This window comes from Mycolicibacterium arseniciresistens (assembly GCF_030519285.1).
In the GTDB taxonomy this organism is placed as follows: Bacteria; Actinomycetota; Actinomycetes; order Mycobacteriales; family Mycobacteriaceae; genus Mycobacterium; species Mycobacterium arseniciresistens.
Map to the genome: position 1 here is coordinate 1 of NZ_JAUMSQ010000139.1, position 23,115 is coordinate 23,115.

General features: G+C 68.6%; 22 protein-coding genes and 2 pseudogenes. 9 read left to right on the forward strand and 15 right to left on the reverse strand.

The features are described from left to right. Positions 1–541: 541 nt before the first annotated feature. The 6 genes from Q2100_RS17720 (at position 542) to Q2100_RS17745 (ending at position 5,722) form a co-directional block, all read left to right on the forward strand. A complete protein-coding gene (locus tag Q2100_RS17720; RefSeq protein WP_269893819.1) occupies positions 542–832 on the forward strand; it encodes a WhiB family transcriptional regulator in 291 nt (96 codons plus the stop codon). Positions 833–1,016: 184 nt separating this feature from the next. Next, positions 1,017–1,856 (forward strand): SH3-like domain-containing protein, encoded by an 840-nt coding sequence (locus tag Q2100_RS17725; protein WP_302915121.1) that lies wholly within the window; start codon positions 1,017–1,019, stop codon positions 1,854–1,856. A gap of 28 nt (positions 1,857–1,884) precedes the next feature. Then, positions 1,885–2,589, forward strand: a complete 705-nt coding sequence (gene scnC / locus Q2100_RS17730) for a thiocyanate hydrolase subunit gamma (protein ID WP_302915122.1) — start codon at positions 1,885–1,887, stop codon at positions 2,587–2,589. A gap of 99 nt (positions 2,590–2,688) precedes the next feature. Further along, positions 2,689–2,970 carry a thiocyanate hydrolase gene (locus tag Q2100_RS17735; RefSeq protein ID WP_264011212.1) on the forward strand — a complete coding sequence of 94 codons (282 nt, stop codon included), beginning with the start codon at positions 2,689–2,691 and terminating at the stop codon, positions 2,968–2,970. A gap of 38 nt (positions 2,971–3,008) precedes the next feature. After that, positions 3,009–4,790: a penicillin-binding transpeptidase domain-containing protein gene (locus Q2100_RS17740; RefSeq protein WP_302915123.1), complete on the forward strand. Its 1,782-nt coding sequence runs from the start codon at positions 3,009–3,011 to the stop codon at positions 4,788–4,790. Between the two features lie 203 nt (positions 4,791–4,993). Next, positions 4,994–5,722, forward strand: coding sequence for a PAS and ANTAR domain-containing protein (locus Q2100_RS17745; RefSeq protein WP_302915124.1), 729 nt, complete (start codon positions 4,994–4,996; stop codon positions 5,720–5,722). Between the two features lie 24 nt (positions 5,723–5,746). On the opposite strand, the gene Q2100_RS17750 is transcribed toward Q2100_RS17745, so the two are convergent. Continuing rightward, positions 5,747–6,586, reverse strand: a complete 840-nt coding sequence (locus Q2100_RS17750) for a DUF4349 domain-containing protein (protein ID WP_407667644.1) — start codon at positions 6,584–6,586, stop codon at positions 5,747–5,749. A 71-nt stretch (positions 6,587–6,657) separates the two neighbouring features. Beyond that, on the reverse strand, positions 6,658–7,341 hold the full coding sequence (locus Q2100_RS17755) for an HD domain-containing protein (protein WP_302915125.1): 684 nt from the start codon (positions 7,339–7,341) through the stop codon (positions 6,658–6,660). 131 nt (positions 7,342–7,472) lie between these two features. On the opposite strand from Q2100_RS17755, the gene Q2100_RS17760 reads away from it, so the two are divergent. Continuing rightward, on the forward strand, positions 7,473–8,309 hold the full coding sequence (locus Q2100_RS17760; protein ID WP_302915126.1) for a class I SAM-dependent methyltransferase: 837 nt from the start codon (positions 7,473–7,475) through the stop codon (positions 8,307–8,309). Here Q2100_RS17760 and Q2100_RS17765 read toward each other — a convergent pair. Continuing rightward, complete coding sequence (locus tag Q2100_RS17765; protein ID WP_302915127.1) at positions 8,285–8,950, reverse strand: pyridoxamine 5'-phosphate oxidase family protein; 666 nt, start codon at positions 8,948–8,950, stop codon at positions 8,285–8,287. The genes Q2100_RS17760 and Q2100_RS17765 overlap by 25 nt on opposite strands. A gap of 249 nt (positions 8,951–9,199) precedes the next feature. Here Q2100_RS17765 and Q2100_RS17770 point away from each other — a divergent pair, with 249 nt between their 5' ends. Both Q2100_RS17770 and Q2100_RS17775 read left to right on the forward strand, forming a co-directional pair. After that, positions 9,200–9,538: a hypothetical protein gene (locus Q2100_RS17770; protein ID WP_302915128.1), complete on the forward strand. Its 339-nt coding sequence runs from the start codon at positions 9,200–9,202 to the stop codon at positions 9,536–9,538. Positions 9,539–9,613: 75 nt separating this feature from the next. Continuing rightward, positions 9,614–10,123: a nuclear transport factor 2 family protein gene (locus tag Q2100_RS17775; protein ID WP_302915129.1), complete on the forward strand. Its 510-nt coding sequence runs from the start codon at positions 9,614–9,616 to the stop codon at positions 10,121–10,123. A gap of 14 nt (positions 10,124–10,137) precedes the next feature. On the opposite strand, the pseudogene pknB reads toward Q2100_RS17775, so the two are convergent. The 12 genes and pseudogenes from pknB to Q2100_RS17835 form a co-directional block, all read right to left on the reverse strand. After that, positions 10,138–11,634 (reverse strand): annotated as a pseudogene (gene pknB, locus Q2100_RS17780) (Stk1 family PASTA domain-containing Ser/Thr kinase); the annotation flags it as partial. 144 nt (positions 11,635–11,778) lie between these two features. Beyond that, positions 11,779–13,298 (reverse strand): annotated as a pseudogene (locus Q2100_RS17785) (adenylate/guanylate cyclase domain-containing protein). Positions 13,299–13,393: 95 nt separating this feature from the next. Continuing rightward, a complete protein-coding gene (gene groL, locus Q2100_RS17790) occupies positions 13,394–15,013 on the reverse strand; it encodes a chaperonin GroEL (RefSeq protein ID WP_302915130.1) in 1,620 nt (539 codons plus the stop codon). Positions 15,014–15,134: 121 nt separating this feature from the next. After that, positions 15,135–15,437, reverse strand: coding sequence for a co-chaperone GroES (gene groES / locus Q2100_RS17795; RefSeq protein WP_045384501.1), 303 nt, complete (start codon positions 15,435–15,437; stop codon positions 15,135–15,137). 181 nt (positions 15,438–15,618) lie between these two features. Next, complete coding sequence (locus Q2100_RS17800; RefSeq protein ID WP_302915131.1) at positions 15,619–16,611, reverse strand: alpha/beta fold hydrolase; 993 nt, start codon at positions 16,609–16,611, stop codon at positions 15,619–15,621. A gap of 84 nt (positions 16,612–16,695) precedes the next feature. After that, positions 16,696–17,721, reverse strand: coding sequence for a tRNA (adenosine(37)-N6)-threonylcarbamoyltransferase complex transferase subunit TsaD (tsaD, locus tag Q2100_RS17805; protein ID WP_302915132.1), 1,026 nt, complete (start codon positions 17,719–17,721; stop codon positions 16,696–16,698). Beyond that, complete coding sequence (rimI, locus tag Q2100_RS17810; protein WP_302915133.1) at positions 17,718–18,170, reverse strand: ribosomal protein S18-alanine N-acetyltransferase; 453 nt, start codon at positions 18,168–18,170, stop codon at positions 17,718–17,720. Before rimI ends, tsaD begins: the two co-directional genes overlap by 4 nt. Beyond that, positions 18,167–18,802, reverse strand: coding sequence for a tRNA (adenosine(37)-N6)-threonylcarbamoyltransferase complex dimerization subunit type 1 TsaB (gene tsaB, locus Q2100_RS17815; RefSeq protein WP_302915134.1), 636 nt, complete (start codon positions 18,800–18,802; stop codon positions 18,167–18,169). Before tsaB ends, rimI begins: the two co-directional genes overlap by 4 nt. Beyond that, positions 18,799–19,266 carry a tRNA (adenosine(37)-N6)-threonylcarbamoyltransferase complex ATPase subunit type 1 TsaE gene (tsaE, locus tag Q2100_RS17820; protein WP_302915135.1) on the reverse strand — a complete coding sequence of 156 codons (468 nt, stop codon included), beginning with the start codon at positions 19,264–19,266 and terminating at the stop codon, positions 18,799–18,801. Before tsaE ends, tsaB begins: the two co-directional genes overlap by 4 nt. Next, positions 19,259–20,377 carry an alpha/beta fold hydrolase gene (locus Q2100_RS17825; RefSeq protein ID WP_302915136.1) on the reverse strand — a complete coding sequence of 373 codons (1,119 nt, stop codon included), beginning with the start codon at positions 20,375–20,377 and terminating at the stop codon, positions 19,259–19,261. Before Q2100_RS17825 ends, tsaE begins: the two co-directional genes overlap by 8 nt. Further along, the gene (gene alr / locus Q2100_RS17830) at positions 20,374–21,540 is read right to left on the reverse strand and encodes an alanine racemase (RefSeq protein WP_302915137.1); all 1,167 of its coding nucleotides are present in this window, start codon (positions 21,538–21,540) and stop codon (positions 20,374–20,376) included. The genes Q2100_RS17825 and alr overlap by 4 nt, the downstream gene beginning before the upstream one ends. A 55-nt stretch (positions 21,541–21,595) precedes the next feature. After that, entirely contained in the window at positions 21,596–22,978 is a 1,383-nt protein-coding gene (locus Q2100_RS17835; RefSeq protein ID WP_302915138.1) for a glutamate decarboxylase, read from the reverse strand. Between the last annotated feature and the right edge of the window lie 137 nt (positions 22,979–23,115).

Consider the following 23,115-nt stretch of genomic DNA (forward strand, 5'->3'; position numbering starts at 1 on the left):
GCCCGCGGCGACCGCGCGCAGCCACCGGTCAGCCGGACTCGCGGCGGGCGGCAACGGCCAGCGGCCCGGGTCGGCGCCGAAGGCGGCGAACCGGAGAGCGGTCGCTGGGGTCGTCGTCATCGCTCGGCGACGGTATCAAGCACACCGCGCGGGCCGTTGCCGGCAAATTCGTCGACGATCCGGACCAGCCGCGGTTAACAGTTGATGGTGCGCGGGTTACGGCGGCGTTACGGCACTCACCGGTGTGCCGCAGAACATGGGCAGAACCGGCGAACCCGATCTGCGGAAACGCGTGAAGCGTACTGGTCGAGGGTGATTCGCTAGCACCTTCCGCGCTACCCACAGGTCACAACAATGAACGTGACGTAAATTCTCCAGCTGCGGTTATGTCATTGAGCACACGTGCAGGCTATTGACGGAATTTCTGGCGCACCCCTACTTTGTGTGCACGAGTAGTCATCGGCGACACGAGCTCGGATCGGTTCCACAACTCACGCGCTCCCGCGTTCTCCACAAGAGTGTGTAGAGAGGGGTTTTACCCATGCCACAGCCGCAGCAGCTGCCCGGACCCAATGCCGACATCTGGGACTGGCAAATGCAGGGCCTTTGCCGAGGCGTCGATTCGTCGGTGTTCTTCCATCCCGATGGCGAGCGTGGTCGCGCCCGCGCCCAACGGGAGATGCGCGCCAAGGAGATGTGCCGGAGCTGTCCGGTGATCGCACAGTGCCGGTCCCACGCGTTGGCGGTCGGCGAGCCCTACGGCATCTGGGGCGGTTTGAGCGAGGCGGAACGCGAACTGCTGCTCAAACGCGGCATCCGCCGCACGGCGTAGAGAAGACTTCGAGGAGGCCCCATTCCGGGAAACCGGGGTGGGGCCTCGCCGTGTCCGGACCCCGGCCTCCCTGCGGAAAACGCACCGAAAAGCCCACATCTCGCGGGCGCGCGCCACTAGATTGAGTCGCGACGATCGGTACTTCGACATCCCGCCACACCGTGGCGCGATGAAGGGAGCTCCCATGAGCACGGCAGCCGAACGCGCAGCGCAGCTCGAACTGGTGTCGCGACTGAAGTCCGCCTACCCCGAGCTCCCGGACGCCCCCACTCCCGACCTGCTCGACCATGCCCGGATCACGGCTTACCTCAAGCCCGTTCACGATGTCGGTGGAGAGCCCTGCGCGCCCGAAGAATTCGTGAACAAGGAGTACGAGCAGTGGGAGGAACTCACCTACGTCATCTGCGAGGTGCTGGCATGGCGGGGCATCTGGCTGTCGGAGGAACGGCGCCGCATCGGCAACGTCGACGTCGGCCGGGCCGAGTATCTCGGGCTGCCCTACTACGGCCGGTGGCTACTTGCCGTCGCCCGCGACCTGGTGGAGAAGCATCACCTGGCGCTCGGTGAGATCAGCGAGCGGATGGCCGAGGTGTCCTCGCGGTACGCCGGTGGCCTCGACGGCAGGAAGCTCGAGGCGCAACCGAAGTCCGAGGGCGACGGGTCCCAGGTGAAACGGAACAGCCACCACAAAGACGCTGTCGGCAAAGGTGATCCGCAGAAGTACTCCGGTCTGGCCGGCGAGCCGGGCTTCAAGGTGGGCGACCGGGTCACGGTGCGCGAACTGCCGGTGATCTTCTACACCCGCACACCGGAATACTGCCGCGGCGCCACCGGCGAGATCGCCTCGGTCGCCTACGAGAGTCCCGCCGCGGAGGACGAGACCTGGGACCGCGAAGACGCCAAGCCCGAATGGTTCTACGTGGTCCAGTTCAACATGTCCGAGCTGTGGGACGGCTACACCGGAACCGCCACCGACACACTGCGCACCGAGCTGCCCGAGCGCTGGCTCGAATCCGCCCACTGACTGCCGGTTTTCGAGAGGAATTCCATACATGTCTCACGACCACGACCACGACCGGACGGTCAAGCCGATGGTGGACGAAGTCACCGACTTCGAGGTCCTCGAGATCGCGCTGCGCGAGTTGTGCATCGAGAAGGGCATCTTCACCGCCGAGGAGCATCGTCGCTTCACCGAGTTCGCCGAGCAGATCGGTCCCACGCCCGCGGCGCGCCTGGTGGCCAGGGCGTGGCTGGACCCCGACTTCAAGCAGCTGGCACTCACCGAACCGATGACCGCCAGCAAGGAGTGCGGTGTCGACTGGATGGAGCCGACCGGCTTCGGCACGCCCAGCGACTTCACGGCGTTCGAGATCCTCGCCGACACACCGACTCTGCACAACGTCATCGTGTGCGCGCTGTGCTCGTGCTACCCGCGGCCCATCCTGGGCAACTCCCCCGAGTGGTACCGCACCCCGAACTACCGCCGCCGCCTCGTCCGGTGGCCCCGCCCGGTGCTCGCCGAATTCGGCCTGTACCTGCCCGACGACGTCGAGGTCCGGGTGCAGGACTCCAACCAGAAGCACCGGTTCATGGTGATGCCCATGCAGCCCGAGGGCACCGAGGGCTGGAGCGAAGACCAGCTGGCCGAGATCATCACCCGCGACTGCCTGATCGGGGTAGCGCTGCCCAAGGCGGGCGTGACCACGAACGTCATCACCAAGACCCGCCCGGCGACGCATCCGATTCCGGCCGAGTGAGGACCCATCGTGTCCACCGAGCCTGAACCACAACCCGTCGACGAGGTCAGAAGCGCTGTCCTGCAGGAGATCGTCGAGCGCAACCAGGTGTGGCCGCGGATGGCCGCCAAGTACGGCGTCGAGAACCCGGTGCCGCCGTGGAAGACCAGCCTCGACGGCCTCTGCGACGCCCTCGACCAGGCGGCGTGCGACGCGAATGTCCCGAACTTCAAGGAACGCCGCGACGAGGAGGACGCCCTCTCGGCGAGCCGGTACGCGGATCTGCCCTACCCCGAGAACCAGTTGATGGCGCTCGCGCACTCGCTGCTGGCGCGCGGCGTGGTCGACGAGGCGACGCTGCAGCAGCGCCTCGCGAGCGTCCGGGCGCGTCTCGAAGCCTAGGCGGCGCCGCACGGCGGCATGGTTACCCTCGTGGTGCCATGACTCGACGTTTCGCACTCCTGCTGCTCGTATGTGTCCTGTGGTCCGCGTCGACGGGGTGTTCGCTGTTCACCGGCAGCGACCCGAAGGACGCGTTGCAGGCATTCGCCGAGGCGTTGCAACGCAAGGACGCCGCCGCCGCGGCGGCCGGCACCACCGACCAGGCGGCGGCCGCGCCGGCCATCACGTCGATGTTCGACGGCGTGCCGAAGGACACCACGGTGACCGTCGACGTCGGCGACGTGTCCGAGGACTCCCACCAGGCGACGCTGAACTACTCGTGGACGTTCGGACCCGAGCGGAACTTCCGGTACGACGCGACGGCGACCGCGACGCAGTCCGGCGACGAGTGGCGGGTGCAGTGGGCGCCGACGGTGCTGCACCCGGACCTGGCAGCGGGCATGCACTTTCAGTACAGCGACGACAAGAACTTCCTCACCCCCGTCACCGATCGCGACGGCCAGCCGCTGATGACATGGCAGACCGTCGGCGTGGTCGACCTGCGCCGGGACAACCTGGCCTCGGCGGCCACCTTGGCGCCGCTGCTACAGCAGTTCGCACCGACCATCACCGAGGCCACCATCGCCGAACAATTCGCCGCCACGCAGGACGACGCCGTCACGGTGATCCGGCTGCGGGAAGCCGATCTGGCGGTGGTTCGCGATCAGCTGACCCAGATTCCGGGCGTCACGGTCACCGAGCAGGGTGCGCTGCTCACCGCCAACCGCGAGCTGTCCTCGCCGGTGATCAGCGGCCTGGATGATGCCTGGCGCACGGCCATCGATGCGGCCGCCGGCTGGTCGGTGGCCCTCGTCGACGCTCAGGGTCAGCCCACCTACGACCTGACTTCGACGCCGGCCAGGAACACGCCGCCGATCCGCACCACCCTGGACACCCGCCTGCAGTTGCTGGCGCAAGCGGCCGTCGCCGCGGAATCCCGGCCCGCCGTCGTGGTGGCGATCTCACCCAGCACCGGTGGCATCCTGGCCGCCGCGCAGAACGCACCCGCCGACGCGCAGGGGCCCATAGCGTTCTCGGGCACATATCCGCCGGGCTCGACGTTCAAGACCATCACCACGGCGGCGGCGCTCGAGGCGGGCATCGCGACACCCGACAGCCCGCAGGCCTGCCCCGGTCGGGTCACGGTCGAGGACCGCACGATCCCGAACGACGACGACTTCGACCTGGGCACCGTGCCGTTGACGACGGCGTTCGCCCGCTCGTGCAACACCACCATGGCGGTGCTCTCCGACCAGCTGCCCGCGAACGCGCTGCCCGACATGGCCAGACTGTTCGGCATCGGCGTGGACTACGTCATCCCGGGCCTCACCACCATCACGGGCAACGTGCCCAGCGCCGACACCCCGACGCAGAAGGTGGAGAACGGAATCGGTCAGGGCACGGTGACCGTGAGCCCGTTCGGCCTGGCGGTCGCCGAGGCCAGCCTCGGGCACGGGTCGACGATCACGCCGACACTCGTCGTCGGCGAGAAGACCACGGCGGACACCGAGTCAAAGCCCATTCCCCCGGCCATCGTCGACAGCCTCCGGGCGATGATGCGTCAGACGGTCGCCGACGGCACCGCGAGCGAGCTGCGCGACATCCCCGGGCTGGGCGGCAAGACCGGGACCGCCGAATTCGGCGACAACACGAGTTCGCACGGCTGGTTCGCGGGCATCGTCGACGACATCGCCTTCGCGACGCTCGTGGTCGGCGGGAACACCTCGGCGCCCGCGATCAAGGTGACCGGTGACTTCCTGCGGCCCGCCGTCGGCGGCTGAGCCTCGGGGTTTGATCTACCCGTGTAAGGGCATACTCACTGGAGTGGCGGGTGCAACGCGGTTGCGTTGACAGGCTCGCTATGAGGTGGGTACGGGATCAACCCTCTCGTTGAGAAAGCAGCGCTCGCCCGTGCCTACCGCACCAGGTGGCCGATTTCTGACGCCGGCGTCGATCGCCACCCGACTTGGCATAATCTCGGGACATGGCCACCAAGGCTTCGAAGAAAACCAGCAGCGGCTTCGCGACCCAGGCGGCCGCCGATGCCGCCGAGATGGGCGTGGACGGCCAGGCCGCGAGTCGCCTTGACCGCGCCCTGATGGGCGGACCTCCGCAGCGGGTCGGGCGTTTCGAATACCACTACCTCACCGACACCTGGACGTGGTCGGACACCGTCGCCCGGATGCACGGCTACGAGCCCGGCGAGGTGACACCCACCACCGAACTCGTCCTCAGCCACAAGCACCCCGACGACCTGGCGAAGGTGCGCGCACTGCTGCAGCAGACCTCGGCGCCGTTCAGCAGCAGGCACCGCATCATCGCCAAGGACGGCACCACGCGCAACGTGGTGGTCGTCGGTGAAGCCGTCACCGACGACGACAAGCGGATCGTGGCCACCCGCGGCTTCTACATCGACATCACGGCGAGCGTCCACGCTCAGGTCCAGGAGACGATCAACGAGGAACTCGAGGTGATCGTCGCCCACCGTGAGTCGATCGACATCGCCAAGGGCATGCTGATGGCCGTCTACGACCTCACCGCCGACGCGGCCTTCGCGGTGTTGAGATGGCGCTCCCAGGAACTGAACATCAAACTGCACGTCGTGGCGCAGACCTTGGTCGACACGCTGCCGAGCTTGCTCCAGACGTCGGACCAGACGCGCGCACCCGTCGACCATTACCTGATGACCCTCGAGGCACCTACCGCCGAATGACGGCTCGGTGTGCGTCGTCCGGCTTCACGATCGGCGCGACCGCACCACCCGGATGAGTGCGTAGCCGGCCATTGCGAACACGGCGAGCACAGCCAGCCACGGCAGCAGCAGGCCGACGAGCAGGAACAGCGTCCCGGTCACCGAAACCAATGCGTCCCATCCCCGTTCGACCTGGCCGAGGAATCCCTGGTACTGCTGCGGCGACGGCCCGCCGACCCGCTCGGCGACGAACGTGACATCCACGGTGCTGTAGTCGATCCGGTCGCCGAGCTGATCGCGCTGCGCCCGCAGGCTGTCCAGGTCGGCCTGGCGTTGCGACAGCGCGTTCTCGGCTGCGATGAGCGCCTCGGGATCCCTGGCGTCACGCATGATCGTCAGCAGTCGGTCGACCGACGTCTGCAGAGCCTTGATCCGCGCGTCGAGATCGACGCGTTGAGCGGTCACGTCCTCCGACCGGGTCTCGGCGGTCTGAACGGTGCCCAGCGTCTTGAGTTCGCGCACCACAGCGTCCAATTTCGGCGCGGGCACCCGCAGCACGATCGAGGTGAGCGCCCGGCCCTGCCCCGAGCCGGAATCCTCGGAACGGCTGTCGACCCGCCCGTCGGCGTTCTCGACGATCACCGCGGCCTTGTCGGCGGCTTCCGATGTGCTTGCCACGGTGATCGTCATGGACGCGGTCTTGACGACGTCGCGCTGCTCGGTCAGCTCCTGCGGCGGCCCGTTCTGGGGTGCAGGCGCGCCGGCGGCGTCCTTCATGTTGCCGGTCGCGGGTTCCGTGCCGGTATCCACGGGCGATCCCGCGCACGCCGTCAGCAGGGTCAGCGCCGCCATCGCCACGACCGCGCGCGCCAGATGCCTTCTCATGACTGGCAACCTAGCCATCGGGACGGAGAACGCCTGCGTTTGCGCGGAATTCACAGGATCGGCCTCGAGCGTCACTCCTGCGGCGGACGGTCCCCCCAGCCGGAATTCGCGATCACATCGAAGAATGTCAGCGATCTGCCGTTGAACAATTCGTGCACGTGGGCGGGAAACGTGAAGGGCGGCGCCTTCATCGGATCGGCCTGGATGCCGCGGTCGATGGCTCGGGCGATCGCGAATCCGAGGTCGTCGCGCGGCCACGCGTCATGGACCCGCTCGGCGAAACCCGGGGTGAGTCGGCCCTTGTCCATACCGTCGATGTCGAGCGAGATACCGGAGAACGCGAGTGACTGCACGTCTCCGAACCGTTGCGCGAGGCCGAGACTGGTGTGGAGGGCGATGGACTGCCACACGGTGACGATCCGGTCCTCGGCGATGCCATGGTCGCGAAGGAACCGCGCAGCGGCGTCGGCGCCGTCGACCTCGAATCGCTGACCGCCCGTCCCATAGTCGGTGATGCCGAGGTCGTGCAGCAGGCAGGCGAGGAAAAGGGTCTCCTCGTCGAGGCCGTCCGCTCCGCGTCGGTCGGGGGTGGACGCGAGCTCGCGCGCGAACAGGAAGCTGCGGACGCAGTGCTTGGCGAGGAATGCCGGTGAGACGTCGAACACCAGCTTCAACGCTGCTGAGGAGATGTCGGAGTCGGGAAGGTCCCACTGAGCGCCTCGGGTGGTCAACGAGACGTTGTGCCGGCTGGTCATGTCCTCATGGTGGTCAGCGGGTCCACCCGCAGCCAGTGGCCAGAGTGTCAGTCACCGCCGGAATCCGGCCACCCGTGGGCATCGCCATCGATCCAGCCGGACTCGCGGGCCGCCCGGGTAGTTTGATACCGGTGAACCGCGCAGACGGCGAGAGGGTCGACGCCGGCTCGTTGACCGGCGTCTCGGAGACCGCCCTGCTCACGCTGAATGCCCGGGCCTACCAGGCCCGACACCCGAACCCCGTCATCGACGACCCGATGGCGATCCAGTTGGCCGACGCCATCGACTTCGACTTCGGCAAGTTCGGTCGACGAGGTCAGGAGACGGCCGTCCGCGCCCTCGCCTTCGACCGCGCCGCGGCCCGATACCTGACCCGGCGTCCGTCAGCGGTGGTCGTCGCCCTCGCCGAAGGGCTGCAGACCAGCTTCTGGCGCCTGAACAGCGCGCTGCCCGATGCCGCATTCCGTTGGGTCACCGTCGATCTGCCGCCCGTGGTCGAACTGCGCAGGAGACTGCTGCCGCCCTCCCCACGGATCCTCAGCATCGCGCAGTCGGCCCTCGACTACACGTGGATGGATCAGGTGGACGCGAGCGACGGTGTCTTCATCACCGCCGAGGGCCTGTTGATGTATCTGCAGCCGGACGAGGCCATGGGCCTCATCAGGGAGTGCGCCAACCGCTTCCCGGGTGGGCAGATGATGTTCGACCTGCCGCCGGTGCTGGTGAAGCGGCTCGCGCCGAACGGGATGCGGGCCTCGCGCAGGTACCGTGTCCCGCCGATGCCGTTCAGCATGTCGGCCTCCCAGCTGGCGGAGCTGGCCGGCACGGTGCCGGGAATTCTTGCCGTGCACGACCTCCCGATGCCGCACGGCCGGGGCCTGGTGTTCGACAGACTGTTTCCCGCATTCTGGCAACTGCGACTCACCAAGCAGATCCGCGGCGCCTACACCCTGCTGGAGTTCGGCTGAGGGCCGTCACCGACCCGACCGAGCTCTGCCTTGAGGGAGGCGTTCTCCTCCTCCAGGACGGCCAGCCGTCGCCGCACATCTGCGAGTACCGGCTCGAGTTCCTCGACGGTGAACCGGGGCGTGATGTGCTGGGGGCAGTTCCAGTCGAACGCGTCCACGCTGACGATGACCGCGCGCTCGACCACCGCGTCATATCCGTCGTCGCCCAGGGACCGGATCAACTCCGGATCCTCCTCGGCGGTCACGATCCGGGCGTGCCCGAAGATCTTCAGCCGCCTCCGCCGGGCGTAGTCCATGGCGATGATCGCGACCCGGTCGTTCCCTCCGATGTTGCCAGTGCTGATGTACTGCAGGTTGCCGCGGAAGTCCGCCCAGCCGATCGTGCCGGGATCCAGGACGCGCGCGAATCCCCTTGGCCCACCGCGAAATTGCACGTACGGCCAGCCGGTTTCGCCAACGGATGCGAGATAGAACCCGTCGCGCTCGGCCAGGAACTCGGCTTCGTCGTCGGTCAGCCGGTCCGGTTCGGCGGAAGCACCGGCAATGATGCGCTTGCGGGCGTACACCCGGTCGCTGCCGTGCTCGCGCTGCACCGCCTGCACGTCGTCGGTGAAAGCGATCGCGGGGTAACGCCTACTCATGCATCCTCCAGCCGACGTACGTACACGGATTGGCAGCGTCGCAGCGTGCCCAGGAATTCCCGGGGCGAGTCGGGGCAATCCCGACCCATGTGCTGTGCAGATGCTTAGCATTACCTCGATACCAGGAGTGCAGGGCAGGTGACGACAAGACCGGCCCACCGAGCAGAACGGCTTGTCATGTTTCGCAGCAGCACTTTTGAGGAGCGGAGCTCATTCGCTCAAGGCGTAGGTTTCGCACTCGCGGCCGACATGGCGATGGCTCGATTCCTGCCTCGCAGGCGCACGGCAGTCGCGGCCGTCGGCCTGGTCGCGGCTGCCGCGGTGTATCCGCTGTCGCGTCGGCGGTGGGGCATCGACACCCGTGAGACGGTCACGCTCGCCGCAGCATGCGCGGTCGCGGGCGCCGCAACCTGGCTGCCCGCCCGAACCGCACGTCGCGTAGTGGGCGTCGGCTGGGCGGCCCACGCGGTGTATGACGCAATCTTCACCCACGATGCCTCGATCACCTGCCTGCCCGCTACGTACGCCGCGGCTTGCGCAGGCGCCGATATCGCCATGGGTGCGCGGCTGATACTCGTTCGGCGGTGACTGCCGCGCCCGTGATGCCCAGCCAGGGAGTACTGCACCCTGCCTGGGACCCCACCGCCTGGCTACGTTGCGGATATGACCGATCGACACAGGACCAGGACGACCCTCGCCGCACTGCTCGCTGCGGCTGCCGTCACGGCGGGATGTGCCACCGCCGACGCCGCACCGCCGCAGGCCGATGCCGAACAACGCAACACCCACCTGGTGCGGGAGGCCTTCACGCGCGGTGTCGGGGACGCCGAGACCTTCTACGCGATCCTCGCCGACGACGTGACCTGGACGGTGGCCCGGGCGACGGCACCGACCACGTACACCAGCCGGCAGCAGTTCCTCGACGACGGCGCCGCCCCGATCGTGGACCGGCTGACCGGACAGATCCAGGCCGATGTGCAGGAGTTGATCGCCGACGACGACCAGGTGGTCGCGCGATGGCGGGGCACCGCGACCGCACGCGACGGCGTGCCGTACGTCAACGAGTACGCCTGGGTGATGACCATGGCTAACGAACGGGTGACCCGCGTCGTCGCGTACCTGGACCTGGTCGCACTCGACGACCTGATCACGCGCGTACCGCTGCCCTCATGAGATCAGGGATCAGGAGTCAGGGGACCTGAACCCAGCACGATGGTGATCTCGGTGGTGGTCGCGGCAATTCGGTTGGCCGGGGGGTTCGTGCCCACGACAAGGTCCTTCATCTCCGGTTGTGACGGCAAGGACGCCTGCTGGAACCGCCCGAAGCCTGCGTCCGTCAGCTCGCGGACGGCATCGGCATAGGTCAACGACCTCACCTCGGGCACCGTTACTTGCGCAGCACCGGTCGACACGTCGGGGACGGGACCCGTCGACACGTTGAGCGTGATCTCCTCCCCCGCGGCGACCGCGGTGTCGGCATCGGGGTCGGTGTTGATCACGAGACCGGGCGGTACGGTCGCGTCCGCGCTCTGCAGAATGCGGGTCTTGAAGCCGTCGTTCTGCAGGACGGCGACCGCGTCGGCCGACGTCCTACCGTGCACGTCGGGAACCGCCACGTCGCGGGAATCGCTTGCAAGAAGGTTGATCCCGATCCCACCCCCGATGGCGAGCACAGCCAGCACCGCGACCGCAGTCAGCCAACGCCTGGTCGACCGGCCTGCGTGCCGCCTGCCGTCACCTGACGGCTGTGTCGCCAACTGCTCAGTCGGCGGATTCCTGCCGGGCGACCCGGCCAGTGCTGAGTCGCCGGCGGCGTCGGTCCCCGCCGAAGAGGCATACGGGGTCAGTCCACGATGCACGCGAACGAGGTCGGTGCGCATCTCTGCGGCCGTCTGATAACGATTGTCGGGATTCTTGGCCATCGCCTTGAGCACCACTGCGTCCAGGTCGGGCGTGACCTCACTGTTGAGCACTGACGGCGCAACCGGCTCTACCTGGACATGCTGGTAGGCGACCGCGACGGGCGAATCCCCTACGAAAGGTGGTTCACCGGTGGCGATCTCGTAGAGCACGCACCCCAGCGAGTACACATCGGCCCGAGCGTCGACCCGAACGCCGCGGGCCTGTTCAGGCGACAGGTATTGGGCGGTGCCGATCACCGCGCCGGTCTGGGTGACGCCCACGCCGCTGTCGGCGATCGCCTTGGCGATGCCGAAGTCCACCACCTTCACCGAGCCGGCCGTGCCGATCATGATGTTGGCCGGCTTGACGTCGCGGTGGATGATCCCTCGCTGGTGACTGAAGTTCAGCGCCTGACAGGCATCGGCGATCACCTCGATGGCCTGCCGTTGGCGCATCGCACCGTGGGTACGCACGTAATCGCGCAATGTCACACCGTCGACGTACTCCATCACGATGTAGGACAGCGTCCCGCTCGGCGTCTGCACCTCACCGGTGTCGTAGACGGCGGCGATGGCAGGGTGGTTCAACGATGCCGCGTTCTGCGCTTCTCGCTGAAACCGCAGATTGACGCTGGGGTCCTCGGCCAGGTCGAGACGTAGCAGTTTGACCGCGACGTCACGATGCAACCGCAGATCGCGGGCCAGGTGGACTTCGGACATGCCACCCAGGCCGAGGATCTCGCCGAGTTCATACCTGCCCGACAGTCGCCGCGGAGCAATCATGGCGATGTCACGATCGGTGCCGGCGGGGTGGAGTCCCCAGCCGGCGGCGCACTGCCTGTCGGCAAATCCGGTGCCACCTGCCGATCGTGGCACGTTTTCTCCGCATCCGCCCTCAGAGCCGTGGGTTACTGAGCCGCGTGAAGCTCAACTCGTGGATTGGGCACCTGGGTCGAGGCCGACGACCTGTATCTCAGCTGCCTTCCCCTTCACGGCATGGAATCCACGGTCGATCAATCCGGGCGTCCGGACGGTCAGGGTGTCGACGGATTGCCGGGTGAGCAGGATCGCGTCGCCGGTGGTCTTGGTGAGCTGCTCGACGCGCGCGGCGACGTTGACCGTGTCACCGATGAGGGTGAACTCGAGCTTGCCTCCGCCACCGATCGTTCCGGCGATCACCGGTCCGGTGTTGATTCCGGTGCCGATGCGGAGGGCGCCGCCGAATCGTTCGGCGACGAGACGGTGGATCGAGACCGCGGCCGACAAGGCGGCGTCGGCATGCTCGGCCAGGTCGTTGGGTGCGCCGAAGACGGCCAACGCGCCGTCACCGAGGAACTTGTTGACATGCCCACCGGCGTCGACGACGGCAGGCACCACGATCTCGAAAAGCGCATTGAGGCGGCCGACGGTGTCCTCGGCGGTGTTCGCCTCCGCGAACGGGGTGAAATCACGGATGTCGACGAACATCACCGTCACCTCGCGCCGCTCACCGGTGAACACGTCGTCACCCTGCTGCAGCAGCCGGGCCGCGAGGCCGGGGTCGACGTAGGTCCCGAACGCCACCTGAAGTCGTTGTCGCTCGGCCAGTCCCGCCTGCATCCGGTTGAATGACGCCGCCAGCGCGCCGAGATCGTCGTCCTGAACCACCGGCAGGCGCTGGCTGTAGTCACCTGCCGCAACACGTTTCGTGCCTTCAGCGAGGTCGCGGAGGGGTTGCATGGACGGTGCGAACACGAGGCCGATCGTTGTGGGCAGTCCCACGCCGAGCGTCAAAGCAAACGCGATGGCCGCAAAGAGAATCGGTTCATCACGGGCCTGGTCGAACACGGTGGTCAGCATCGCACCGTTGACGATGAATACGAACATCGCTGCGAGCACGGACACGTTCGACCAGGCGGCGAAGGTGGGGCGTGCCCGAGGCAGGCCGTCTCCGATACCCGAGTCCCCTGCTATTGCCACCCTGGCCGGCCGGATCGCGGCTTCCGCGAAGCTGTGCACAGCGCTCAGCCCGAATGCGGTCCGACGAGGGCGCCGAGGACACCGTATTCAACGGGGCGCGAGTCGGTGGCCCCGGCGATTGCACCGGTCACAGCTGATAACAGGCCGACGACAACAGCGTTGAACATCACCGTCCTGACAACCGTCCCTCGGGCCAGGGCGTACGTCGCCTCCAACGCCGTCGCCCGATCGAGTTCGTGGCCGGCCGCCCACCGGTCTATGAGGCGACCTCGCCCCGCCCCGGGAAGGATGTTCACGTACCCAAGCGCCAGCACGACGACAACGGTGATGGCAGCCGCGTTGAGGTATCTACCTGACTCCTCGACGGCAACGATGAGAAAAGACCACAACAGGTAGATGGGCAGAGAAAGTGAGACCGTCACGGCGTAGAGCGCCCACGAGTATCTCGCTCGATGCCGATCCCACGACCACTGCCAGATCCGGTCCATGACGCGAACTCAACGCCACCGCGCATGCCGGCGGAGCGATCCAGACAAAACGCCCCCGGCCCAACAGGACCGGGGGCGCCTTCTCAGTGCTTGATCTAGTGGGCGTGGCCGTGATGGCCGTGCCCGTGATCCTCGTCATCAGCCGGCTTGTCGACGATCGCCGTCTCGGTGGTCAGGATCATCCGTGCCACCGACGCCGCGTTGAGCACCGCGGAGCGGGTCACCTTCACCGGATCGACGATGCCGTCCTCGGACAGGTCCCCGTAGGACAGCGTGGCCGCATTGAAGCCCTGTCCGTTCGGCAGGCCCGACACCTTGTTGGTCACCACGGCGCCATCGAGACCGGCGTTGGTGGCGATCCAGAACAGCGGAGCCGACAGCGCGGAGGAGAAGACCTCGACACCGAGCGCCTCGTCGCCGGTGAGCGACTTGCGCAGGCCGTCGAGCGCCGAGCGGGCCTGCACCAGCGCGGCACCGCCGCCGGTGACCACGCCCTCCTCGACCGCCGCCTTGGCCGCCGACACGGCGTCTTCGACTGCTTCCTTGCGCTTCTTCATGTCGGTGTCGGTGGCCGCACCGACCTTGATCACCGCGACACCGCCGGCCAGCTTGGCCAGCCGCTCCTCGAGCTTCTCGCGGTCCCATTCCGAGTCGGTGGACTCGATCTCCGACCGCAGCTGCTTGGCGCGGTCGGCGATGGCCTCCGCGCCGCCGCCGCCGTCGACGATCACGGTGCTGTCCTTATCGACGACCACGCGCCGCGCCGAGCCCAGCACGTCGAGGCCGGCCTCCCGCAGCACCAGGCCGACGTCGGGGTTGACCACCTGCGCGCCGGTGACGATGCCGAGGTCCTCCAGGAACGCCTTGCGGCGGTCACCGAAGAACGGCGCCTTGACGGCGACGGCCTTGAGCGTCTTGCGGATGGCGTTGACCACCAGCGTCGACAGCGCCTCGCCCTCGACGTCCTCGGCGATGATCAGCAGCGGCTTACCCGCCTCGGCGACCTTCTCCAGCAGCGGGAGCAGGTCGGGTAGCGAGCTGAGCTTGTCGCGGTGCAGCAGCACCAGGGCGTCCTCGAGGACGGCCTCCTGCGAATCGAAATCGGTGACGAAGTAGGCCGAGACGAAGCCCTTGTCGAAGCCGACGCCCTCGGTCACCTCGAGCTCGGTGTTCAGCGTCGAGGACTCCTCGACCGTGACGACGCCGTCGGCGCCGACGCGGGTCATGGCTTCGCCGACCAGCTCGCCGATCTCCTCGTCGCGCGAGGAGACGGTGGCGACCTGGGCGATCGCCTTCTTGTCGCTGACGGGGGTGGCCGCGGCCAGCAGCGCCTCGGATACGGCGTCGGCGGCCTTGCTGATCCCGGCGCCGAGCGCGATCGGGTTGGCGCCGGCCGCGACGTTGCGCAACCCGGCCTTCACCAGCGCCTGCGCCAGCACCGTCGCGGTGGTGGTGCCGTCGCCCGCGACGTCATTGGTCTTGGTGGCCACCGACTTGACCAGCTGTGCGCCCAGGTTCTCGAACGGGTCCTCGAGGTCGATCTCGCGCGCGATCGTGACACCGTCGTTGGTGACGGTCGGGCCGCCCCAGGACTTGGCCAGCACCACGTGGCGGCCGCGCGGGCCGAGTGTCACCTTGACGGCGTCGGCGAGCTTGTCGACGCCGACCTCCATTGCCCGGCGCGCAGTCTCGTTGAACTCAATCTGCTTGCTCATAGAACTGCTTCCTGCTTGAACGGATGTCGTTAAAAGAAAGTGGGTGTGAAAGAAGATGTGGAACGCATGCCGCCCCGGACATCACCCGTGTGCACGGGGATCTCCGGGGCGGAACACGTCGCTACTTGGAGACGACTGCCAGCACGTCGCGCGCCGACAGGATGAGGTATTCCTCGCCGTTGTACTTGATCTCGGTGCCGCCGTACTTGCTGTAGATGACGGTGTCGCCTTCCGAGACGTCCAGCGGGATACGCTTTTCGCCGTCCTCGTCCCAGCGGCCGGGGCCGACAGCGACGACGGTGCCTTCCTGAGGCTTCTCCTTGGCGGTGTCGGGGATGACCAGACCGGAAGCGGTCGTGGTCTCGGCCTCATTGGCCTGTACGAGGATCTTGTCCTCGAGTGGCTTGATGTTCACGCTCGCCACGATGGAGCCCTCCACTATTTCGGGTGTAGATCCGGGCACACCCCGGACCTGTGTGTTACCAGGTGTTCGGCATGCGTCCGGGTCCGTGCGCCGTCGTCGCGGGTGCCGGCGCAGGGGGTTGGCCGCCTGCCACCTAGCACTCTATACATGCGAGTGCTAGCACTCAAGGCTCGGGTAGTGCCTACCGTGAATGGTGAACGCGAAGGTCGCCGAAGAATGCGGTCACCAGCGGATTGAGCAGGTCTGCCCGCTCCCACTGCAGGAAGTGACCCGCACCCGGCACCACGACCGGCCCGGCGCGGTCGGTGAACGCCACCTCGCAGGTGTGCAGGAAATCCGGCCCGATGACGTGGTCGTCCATGCCGTAGAGGATCAGCGTCGGCACGTCCACCTTGCGGTCCAGGATCGGCGGCTCACTCATCGGCCTGCCGTGCATCAGCTGGTAGCACGCCCAGCCGGCACGCATCCGCTCCTCGGTGGCGAACGGTTCGGCCATGAAGTCGACGTCGGCGGCGCTGAACGTACCCGGCGACGCCCACAGCCGGTGGCCGTACATTCCGCCGATGTACCGCCTGCGTTTGGCCGGTGAATCGAGTTCCGCGGCCAGCGCATCCGGTGTCACACCCTGCAGGTGGCGGTAATCGGCGGTCGGTCCGTCGCCGAGTGCGATTATCGATGCGACGTCGATGCCCGCCGCGACGAAGTCGTCGAACACGAACGGCGGCACCGTGTTGAAGTAGACGAGCTTGTCGACGAAGCCGGGGTACCGGTGCAGCATGTCGACGGCGACCGCACCGCCGAGGTCACCGCAGACGACGCCGCAACGCTCGTGACCGAGCACGTCGTGCACGAGCAGGTACAGGTCACGGCTCCATGCCGCGAGGTCGTAGACGTCGTCGGCCGAGAGATCGGAGTCGCCGAAGCCGCGCAGATCGGGCGCGATCACCTCGTGGCCGGCCGCGGCCAGCGGACCGATGTTGCGCCACCAGATCCGCTTCGTCTCGGGGTAACCGTGCACCAACAACAACGGGTAGCCGCCGAGGCCTTCGTGCACGAACGCGAGCGACAAGCCGTCGCGGTGCTCGCTCGCGGGGACGTGGCGGCGGTGGATCTCGAAGGCGTCCGGCGCGGGTGTCGCCGGCTGTGCAGGTCGCAACCGCAGGTCGTAGTGCACGGGAGCGAGTCTGCCGGACCGGCCGTCAGATGTTCGCGGATCGACCAACAGGTGCACGGTGGCGGCGAATGCCGACCTCTTCGCTCACGCCACCTGACCCTTGACGACCGGCAGACCCGGATCGCTGGCGACGTCGAGCGGCGAGGGCGCCGCACCCGCGGCGATCAGATGTGCGGCGAACGACGCGATCATCGCGCCGTTGTCGGTGCACAGCCGGGGGCGCGGCACGCGCAGCGTCAGTCCGGCTGCGGCGCAACGCTCCTCGGCGAGCTCACGCAGCCGGGAATTGGCCGCCACCCCACCGGCGATGAGCAGCGTCGACACCCCGAGCTCGGTCGCGGCCCGCACCGCCTTGAGGGTCAGCACATCGGCGACGGCTTCCTGGAAGCCGGCCGCGACGTCGGCCTGCGCCGCGTCCGGGTGGCTCTCCACAAAGCGGGCGACGCTGGTCTTGAGCCCGGAGAAGCTGAACGCGTACGGATCGTCGCGGGGGCCGGTCATCCCGCGCGGGAACACGACAGCCGTTCGGTCGCCCTCACGCGCCAGCTCGTCGAGCACCCTGCCGCCGGGGTAGCCGAGCCCGAGCAGCCGTGCGACCTTGTCGTAGGCCTCCCCCGCCGCGTCGTCGACCGTGCTGCCCAGTTCCAGGATCGGCTCGCCGAGTGAGCGGACGTGCAGCAGGTGGGTGTGCCCGCCGGACACCAGCAGCCCGACGCACTCGGGCAGCGGGCCGTGGTCGTAGACGTCGGCGGCGAGGTGACCGCCGAGGTGGTTGACGGCGTAGAACGGCACCTGCCAGGCGGCCGCATAGGCCTTGGCCGCCGCCACCCCCACGAGCAGCGCCCCGGCCAGACCCGGTCCGATGGTGGCCGCCACGACGTCGGGTCTGCGCACACCGGCGGTTTCCAGGGCCCGGCGCATCGTCGGGCCGAGCGCCTCGAGGTGCGCCCGGGACGCGATCTCGGGCACCACGCCGCCGAACCGGGCGTGCTCGTCGACGCTGGACGCCACCTCGTCGGCGAGCAGCCGGACGGCGCCGTCGTCGGTCAGCTCGGCGACACCGACACCGGTCTCGTCGCAGGAGCTCTCGATGGCACAGATGATGGTCATGGCGGATCGCGCCTCATCGTATAGGCGTCGGCGCCGCTGACCCGGTAATACCGTTTGCGCAGGCCCACCACGACGAAGCCGGAACTGGTGTACAGCCCGATCGCCGGGTCGTTGTCCGTGCGCACCTCGAGGAACACCACACCGTCGCCGGCGTGCACCAGCACCTCGTCCAGCAGCCGGCGGCCGATGCCCCTGCCCTGGTACGCGGGGTCGACGCCGATGGTGTGGATCTCGTACTCGTACGGCGCCTTTCGGCCCAGCCGGGCGATCCCGGCATAGCCGACGAGTGTGTCGTCCACCCGCGCCGCGACGTAGTGGTTGTGCCTGGCCGCCAGTTCGGTGCGGAACGCCTGCGCCGGCCACGGGTCGTCGCCCGGGAACAGCAGGGACTCCAGCTCCGCGCACCGCGCGGCGTCCTCAGGCTGCAACGGGCCGTAGACAACCGTCACCGCCGTGCCGTCGGCGGCTTGGCATCGGGCCTGCGCAAGTACAGCGGCACCAGCGGCTCCGGCTCGGCGTCCCAGTCGTCGACGGCGCGCACCAGTCCGCCGGGCGACGGGTACACCGGAGGGAGCCGCGGCAGGTCGAACAGCGCGGCATGCTCCGGTGAACCGGCGACGGCGCCGGCACCGGCGGGCACGTCGGCCGGTGCGCTGACCGCGGGGCCGTCGGTCCGTACGCCGCTGCGGTAGCGCGCCCAGTACACCTCGCGGCGCCGGGCGTCGGTGACCACCAGAAGATCCGGGGCGGACGACGCGTCCACACCGATCGCATCCAGACTGCACACCCCGCGCACCGGGATGCCCAGCGCGTGACCGTAGGCGGCGGCGCTCGCCATGCCGACCCGCAGCCCGGTGAACGGTCCCGGTCCGCAGCCGACGACCACGGCGTCGAGCGCGTCGACCTCTACGCCCGCGTCATGCAGAGCGGCGAGCACGTTCGGGGTCAGCTGTTCGGCGTGCGCGCGGGCGTCGACGGTGACCCGCTCGGCGAGCACGGTCACCTCGGCACCCGATCGGCGCACCACACCGGCGCTCACCGCGGGAGTCGCCGTGTCGATGGTCAGGATCAGCGTGCTCACTGCGCGCTCCACTGCCACACCGCACTGCGGGTTTCGGTGTGCGCACTGCGTTCGAGTCGGATGTCGAGGTGATGCTCGGAGAGTCGCTCGGCCAGACCCTCACCCCACTCGACGACCACCACGGCATCGTCGAGATCGGTGTCGAGATCCAGTGAGTCGAGCTCGGCCAGCAGGTCGGCACCGGGATGGTCGAGCAGCCGGTACATGTCGACGTGCACCATCGCGGGTGCGTCCGACCGCCGCGCCCGGTGCACGCGGGCCAGCACGAACGTGGGCGAGGTGACCGGCCCGTCGACGTCCATCGCCTGCGCGATCCCCTTGGCCAGCACGGTTTTTCCTGCACCCAGCGGTCCCGAGAGCACCACCACGTCGCCGGCGCGCAACTGTGCGCCCAGCCGCGCGCCCAGGGCGACGGTGTCCTCGGCGGTAACCAGTTCCGCCGTCCCGCCCGACCGCTCAGCCATGTGGCCGGGCCCGCTCCCTCAGCCGCCGCCCCAGGGCGACGAGCTTGGAGGGCGTGGCGCGCTCGACGAGCCGGACCAGCGCGTCGTCGATGGTCTCCGGCTCCTCGAGCTGAACCAGATGACCTGCGCCGCCGACGATCACCAGCTCGGACTTCGGCAGCGCCGCGGCCATCTCCTGCGAGTACTCCATCGGGGTCAGCAGGTCGCGGTCACCGCAGGCGATCAGAGTGGGCACCTTGGCCAGCTTCGCCAGGCCCGCGGTCTCGTCGTGCACCTCCAACGCGTGCAGGAATTCGACCAGGGTGGCGATCGGGGTGTCGTGCATCATCCGCTCGGAGAACGCGACGACGCTCGGGCTGATCTTCTCGTCACCGTAGGACGCCGCCCGCAGCACCGGCCCGATCACCGCGCGTGCCGCGCCGCGGGTGCGGTGGACGGCCCCGGGTGCGTACCGCGCCGCGAACCGCACCGCCTCCAGGGCCGGATTCTTCAGGATCTCGCCCAGTGGCGAACGCGAAACTCCCTCGGCGGCCGAGGAGATGAGCGCGGCGCCGACGACGCGGGTGGGATAGCGCTGCGGGAACTGACGGGCGTGCGACAGCACCGTCATCCCGCCCATCGAATGGCCGACGAGCACCACCGGGCCCTTCGGCGCCGTCACGGCCAGCACGGTGTCGAGATCCTGACCGAGCTGGGTGACGGTGTAGGTGTCCGGTGACGCCGCACCGGACTGGCCGTGACCGCGCTGGTCGTAGAACACCATCCGGACCTGCGGCCCCCACTGCTCGGCCAGGCGGGCGCGCTGGAAGTGGAACGCGCCCATGCGCAGACAGAAGCCGTGCGCGAACACCACCGTCAGCGGCGCGTCCAGCGGCCCGGTCTCGCGAACCGCCAGCGGCACCCCGTCCGACGTGGTCACCACCGAACTGCGGTCGGCGTCGAGGAGTTCGAAGTCCTCGTCGAGGTGCGGGTCGTCGTCGGTGACGCGCCGGGTCAGCGACCTCATCACCGTCGAACCGGCGAGCCCGCCGACGGCCGCAAGGCCCGCCGCCCCTGCCAGCCAGCGCGCGCCGCGCAGACGTCCGCGCCTGCGTGCCTCGTCGCCGGTCACCGGGCCGAAACCGCCTGCGGTCCGCCGCGATACACCCGGGCGACCCGGCCCCGCGGACTGGTGACGACCTCGTAGTTGATGGTGCCGAGCAGCTCGGCCCAGTCCTGCGCGGTCGGTTCTCCGGCGTCGCCCGGCCCGAAGAGGACGGCGCGGTCACCCTCGGCGACGTCCACCGGACCCGGGCCGAGGTCGACGACGAACTGGTCCATGCAGATGCGGCCGACGCCGCGACGCAGCCGTCCGTTGATCAGCACGTCGAGGCGGCCGCCGAGGCTGCGGAACACGCCGTCGGCGTAGCCGATCGGCAGCAGCGCGACAGTGGTGTCACGCGCGGCGATCCAGGTGTGGCCGTAGGAGACACCGTCGCCGGCGGTGATCCTGCGGACCATCGCGACCGGGCAGGTGAGCGTCATGGCCGGCCGCAGCCCCATGTCGCCGCGCTGCGGGATCGGCGTCTGGCCGTAGACGGCGATGCCCGGCCGAACCAGGTCGTAAGCCAGGTCCGGACGGGTCAGCGCCGCCGGCGAATTGCACAGGTGGACCACCTCGAAGCGGACTCCGCGGTCATGCGCCAGCTCCCGCATCTCGGTGAACCGCCGGGCCTGCCGGTCGTTGACCGGATTGTCCGGTTCGTCGCCGAGCGCGAGGTGCGACATCAGCCCGCGCAACCGGATCGCGTCGTCGGCCTGCGCCCTGCGCAGCGCGTCGAGCAGCGCCGGGTATTCGGCCGGGCTGACACCGTTGCGGCTCAGTCCGGTGTCGGCCTTGACCGTGACCGTGGCGGTGCGCCCGGTGCGGCGGACCGCGCCGAGGAGTTCCTCGAGTTGGCGCACCGAGGACACCGCGATCTGGACGTCGGCCGCCACGGCGGGGGCGAAGTCGGCGCCGGGCGCGTGCAACCAGGCCAGCACGGGCGCGGTGATGCCGTCGCGGCGCAGTGCCAGCGCCTCGTCGAGGGTGGCCACGCCCAGTTCGGCCGCTCCTGCGGCGAGCGCCGCGCGCCCCACCGGAGCGGCGCCGTGGCCGTACCCGTCGGCCTTGACCACGGCCATCACCTGCGCCGATCCGGCGCGTTCGCGCAGCACGGCGATGTTGTGGGCGATCGCGTCGAGGTCCACCACCGCCTGCGCGGTGGTGGTGAGGTCGGTCGGCGGCGCAGTCATCTCGTCACCGATTGTCCCAGAGGCCGCCGAGGCGCCGCCGGGGCCGCCCGCGGGACTAGTGCGCGAAGGGCTGGATCTCGTCGAACTGACCCTTGGGCTTGAGCGCGTCGAGGTGCCCCAGCACGGTGACGATGTCGTCGCGCAGCGCTCTGGCGAGGTCGGTCGAGAAGCCCTCGCGCACCACCACCCGCAGCACCGAGACGTTCTCAGCGCCCTCGGGCATGGTGTACGCGGGCACCTGCCACCCGTAGCCCCGCAGCGCCTGGGACACGTCGAATTCGGTGTAGCCGGGATCGCCCTTGAGCCGGAAGCTCACCACCGGGATGGCCGAGCCGTCGGTGATCAGCTCGAAGTGCTCACTGTCGCGCAACTGGTCGCCGAGCCACCGCGCGGTGTGTGACAGGCACTGCATCACCTGCGTGTACCCGGCCCGGCCCAGCCGCAGGAAGTTGTAGTACTGGCCGACCACCTGGTTGCCGGGCCGGGAGAAGTTCAGCGTGAACGTCGGCATGTCACCGCCCAGGTAGTTCACCCGGAACACCAGCTCCTCGGGCAGGTGCTCGGCACTGCGCCACACCACGAAACCGATGCCGGGATAGGTCAGTCCGTACTTGTGGCCGCTGACGTTGATCGACACCACCCGCGGCAGCCGGAAGTCCCACACCAGGTCGGGGTGCAGGAACGGGACCACGAACCCGCCGCTGGCGGCGTCCACGTGCACGGGGATGTCGAGCTTGCGGGACCCTGCCGCGAGTTCGTCGAGTGCGGCGCAGATCTCGCCGATCGGTTCCAGTTCACCGGTGTAGGTGGTGCCCAGGATCGCCACCACGCCGATGGTGTCCTCGTCGACGTGCTCCAGCACCTGCTCGGCGGTGATGACGTAGCGGTCCTCGGCCATCGGCAGATAGCGCGGCTCGATGTCGAAGTAGCGGCAGAACTTCTCCCACACCACCTGAACATTGGCGCCCATCACCAGGTTCGGCGTGCGGCCCTTCCAGTTCTCGTTGCGCTGGCGCCACCGCCACTTCAGTGCCAGCCCCGCCAGCATCACCGCCTCGCTGGACCCGATCGTCGACACCCCGACTGCGCTGGCCGGCTCGTCGTCACGCAGGTCCTCGGCATGGAACAGGTCGGCGACCATGCACACGCAGCGCTGCTCGATGGCCGCGGTCGCCGGGTACTCGTCCTTGTCGATCATGTTCTTGTCGAACGTCTCGGCCATCAGCTTCTCGGCCTCGGGGTCCATCCACGTGGTGACGAACGTCGCGAGGTTGAGCCGGGAGCTGCCGTCGAGCATCAGCTCGTCGTGGATGAACCGGTACGCCGACTGCGGATCGAGGCACTCCTCGGGCATGCGCAGTGACGGCACCGGCGCCATCGCCAGCCGTCCGGTGTACGCGGGAGCGATGTGGGGGGCGGGCTTGTGCCTGCGCGACATGGCGTTTCCTCTCGGGTTACAGCTGGGCCAGTGCGGTCCGGATGTGGGCAAGGATGCGCGACGCCGACGTCGGCGCCGGGTGCGGTCCTGGATCGAGCGCCGAGGCGCCGGCGGCGCGGGCGTGCACGAAGGCCGCC